This window comes from Micromonospora globispora, from assembly GCF_003857015.1.
In the GTDB taxonomy this organism is placed as follows: Bacteria; Actinomycetota; Actinomycetes; order Mycobacteriales; family Micromonosporaceae; genus Micromonospora; species Micromonospora globispora.
In genome coordinates this window covers 1-3300 of record NZ_QGGF01000196.1, presented here as the reverse complement: position 1 = coordinate 3300, position 3300 = coordinate 1, and the positions used below count along the sequence as shown (strand labels likewise).

Annotated in this window: 3 protein-coding genes; 1 reads left to right on the top strand and 2 read right to left on the bottom strand. The window is 74.0% G+C overall.

The window, feature by feature from the left end:
• Together DKL51_RS07570 and DKL51_RS07565 are read right to left on the bottom strand one after the other, a co-directional pair.
• A partial coding sequence (locus tag DKL51_RS07570; protein WP_260428414.1) for an ABC transporter permease occupies window positions 1-832 on the bottom strand: 832 nt, incomplete at its 3' end.
• A gap of 71 nt (window positions 833-903) precedes the next feature.
• Window positions 904-1941, bottom strand: a complete 1038-nt coding sequence (locus DKL51_RS07565; protein ID WP_109943608.1) for an iron ABC transporter substrate-binding protein — start codon at window positions 1939-1941, stop codon at window positions 904-906.
• Between the two features lie 84 nt (window positions 1942-2025).
• On the opposite strand from DKL51_RS07565, the gene DKL51_RS07560 reads away from it, so the two are divergent.
• The coding region (locus tag DKL51_RS07560) for an AMP-binding protein (RefSeq protein ID WP_148097743.1) at window positions 2026-3300 on the top strand (1275 nt) is incomplete at its 3' end.

Here is a 3300-nt window from a genome sequence, read left to right as displayed (position 1 = left end):
GGGCCAGGCCGACCGCGGGCACGCCGAGCGCCAGGCCGTTGACCGCGAGCAGCGCCGCCAGCGCCGGGCCGCGCCAGCGGGCCAGCGCCAGCCGTACGGGGGGCCGCACGTTGCTGCTGGCGTACCGGGCGTCCCGGGTGCGGGTGGCGAGTTCCGCGCCGATCAGCAGGACGGTGAGGGCGACCAGCACGGTGGAGAGCACCAGCGCCCCGGTCCGGTCGAAGCCGAGGTTGAGCGCGGTGAAGATGGCCCGGGTGAAGGTGTCGACCCGGACGATGGAGACCGCGCCGAAGTCGGAGAGCACGTAGAGGGCGACCAGCAGCGCACCGGCGGCGACGGCCGGGCGGATCTGCCGCAGGGTGACTCCGACCAGGGTGGCCCACGGCCCGCGGCCCAGTGACCGGGACACCTCCTCCTGCCCCGGGTCGGCCCGGTTCAGCGCGGCGACGGCCGGGAGGAAGACGTACGGGTAGGAGCAGACGGTGAGCAGCAGGGCGGCGGCCCAGAAACCCTCGAACCGGTCGACGGTGGCGGTCCAGGCGAACCCGGCGACGTAGGTCGGCACCGCGAGGGGCAGCGCGGCGAGGACGCCGAAGGCGCGCCGGGCGGGCAGGTCGGTCCTGGTGACCAGGAGGGCGATGCCGACGCCGAGCACGGTGCAGGCGGCGGTGACCACGGCGGCCAGGGCCAGGCTGCGCCCGGCGAGGACGGCGACCCGGGCGGTGAGCAGTTCGTCGACGATCCGCTCGCCGCCGGCCTGCGCGGCCCGGACGGCGAGGTAGCCGAGGGGAAGCAGGGCGACGGCGACGGCCGCCGTGGAGGCCGCGGTCAGCGCCGGCCGGGGGACGGTGCGGCGCGGTGACCGCCGGGCGTCGGCCCGACGGTCACCGGCCAGGACGCCGTTCAGGCCAGCCCCGCTTCCTTGATCATGGTTACGGTGACGTCGAGCGTGTCGAGGTCATTGAGGTCGATCTTCGGCGCGTCGAGGGTGGCGAGCTGCGGCAGGCCGGGCGCCGCGGGCACGCCGGCGGCCAGCGGGTACTCAAAGGTCTGGGTGGCGAAGTAGGTCTGCGCCTCGGTGCCGAGCAGGTAGTCGACCAGGGCGCGGGCGTCCGGGTCGGTGCCGGCTCGCTTGAGCAGGCCGATCCCGGCCGCGTTGACCAGGCCGCCGGTGTCGCCGTCGGGGAAGAAGTGCAGCTTCGCCTTGAGCGCGTCGGGGCTGCCGCCCCGCTCCTTGGCCAGCTCGTACACGTAGTAGTGGTTGACCAGGCCGGCCGTGACGGTGCCGGCGTCGATGTCCGAGACGATCTGGACGTTGTTCTCGCGGATCTGCGGCTGGTTGGCCTTCAGTCCGGTGAGGAACTCCCGGGCCTTGGCGTCGCCGTGCTGCACTCGCAGCGCGGTGACGAACGCCTGGAAGGAGCCGTTGCCGGGGGCGACCCCGACCTTGCCCTTCCACTGCGGGCCGGTCAGCTCGAAGACGCTCTTCGGCAGCTGGGCGACGCTGAGCTGGTCGGCGTTGTAGGCCAGCACCCGGGACCGGCCGCTGACGCCGACCCATTCGCCGTCGGCGTCGCGGTACGCGGCGGGGACTCGGTCGAGCTGCTCGGTGGGAAGGGCGGCCAGCAGGCCGGCCTTGCTGACCGCGCCGAGCGCGCCGGCGTCCTGGGCGAAAAAGGCGTCCGCCGGGCTGCGCTGCCCCTCCTCCAACAGCTGGGCGGCCATCTGCGCGGTGCTGCCGTACCGGACGTCGACGTCGATGCCGGTGGACTTCTCGAACTTCTCCAGCACCGGCTTCACCAGGGCCTCGCTGCGGCCGCTGTAGATGGTGAGCCGCTTGTCGCCGGGCTTGCCCGGGTCGCCCTCGGGGCCACCGCACGCGCTCAGGGACAGGACGCCGGCCAGGGCGGTGACCAGGACGAGACTCAGACGCTTTTGCATAGGTAAGGCTTACCTTAGTGATCGCCGTCGAAGCAAACCCACCCCCACTAGTTCGTTAGGTGAGGCTCGCCTAACCTGGCCGCCATGCATGTGCTCCCCGACGTCGGGCCCGCGGAGTTCGTCCGCGACCTGGCCAGCCACGGCGACCGGCCGGCGGTGATCACCGCCGACGCCCGGCTGAGCTACGCCGAGCTGGCCGACCGGGTCGCCGAGCTGGCCGGGCGGCTCGGCACCGCCCGCCGCCTCGTGCTGCTCGCCGGCGCGAACCGGCTCGACGAACTGGTCGCGTACCTGGCGGCGCTGACCGCGGGGCATCCGCTGCTGCTGGTCCCCGGCGACAACGACGCCGCCACCGCCGAGCTGATTAGGGCCTACGACCCGGACGTGGTGATCCGCCGGGTCGGCGGGGAACTGCTGGTCGACGAACTCCACCCCACCAGCCGGCACGACCTGCACCCGGAACTGGCGCTGCTGCTGAGCACCTCCGGATCGACCGGCTCCCCCAAGCTGGTCCGGCTCTCCGCGGGGAACCTCCAGGCCAACGCCCAGGCGATCGCCGAACACCTGGACATCCGCGACACCGACCGGGCGGCCACCACCCTGCCGCTGCACTACTGCTATGGCCTCTCCGTGGTCAACAGCCACCTGCTGCGCGGCGCCGCGCTGGTGCTCACCGACCGCTCCGTGGCCACCCCCTGCTTCTGGGACCTGTTCCGCGCCGCCCGGGCCACCACACTGGCCGGCGTGCCGTACACCTTCGACCTGCTGGACCGGGTCGGCTTCGACCGGATGCGCCTGCCCCACCTGCGCTACGTCACCCAGGCCGGCGGCCGGCTCGACCCGGAGCGGGTGGCCCGCTACGCCGCGCTCGCCCGCCGCCGCGGCTGGCGGTTCTTCGTGATGTACGGCCAGACCGAGGCCACCGCGCGGATGGCGTACCTGCCGCCGCACCTGGCGCAGCGCCGGCCGGAGACGATCGGCGTACCGGTGCCGGGCGGGTCGTTCCGGCTGCGCCCCCTGCCCGACTGGCCGCAGCCGGACACCGGCGAGCTGGTCTACAGCGGCCCCAACGTGATGCTCGGCTACGCCGAGCGCCCCGCCGACCTCGCCCTCGGCCGCACGGTCGACGAGCTGCACACCGGGGACGTCGCGCGGCGCGGCGCGGACGGGCTCTACGAGATCGTCGGGCGGGCCGCCGGGTTCGCCAAGATCTTCGGGCTGCGGGTCGACCCACAGCGGGTCGAGGCGTACCTGCGGCGCGACGGCGTCGACGCGTACTGCGTCGGAACCGACCGGGAGCTGGTGGTGGCCGCGACCGGCGGCGCCTGCCCGGAGCGGGTCCGCCGGCTGGCCGCCGGT

Excerpts from the sequence above, each read along its gene's own strand:
- DKL51_RS07565 (WP_109943608.1), bottom strand. The coding sequence starts at position 1,941 with ATGCAAAAGCGTCTGAGTCTCGTCCTGGTCACCGCCCTGGCCGGCGTC.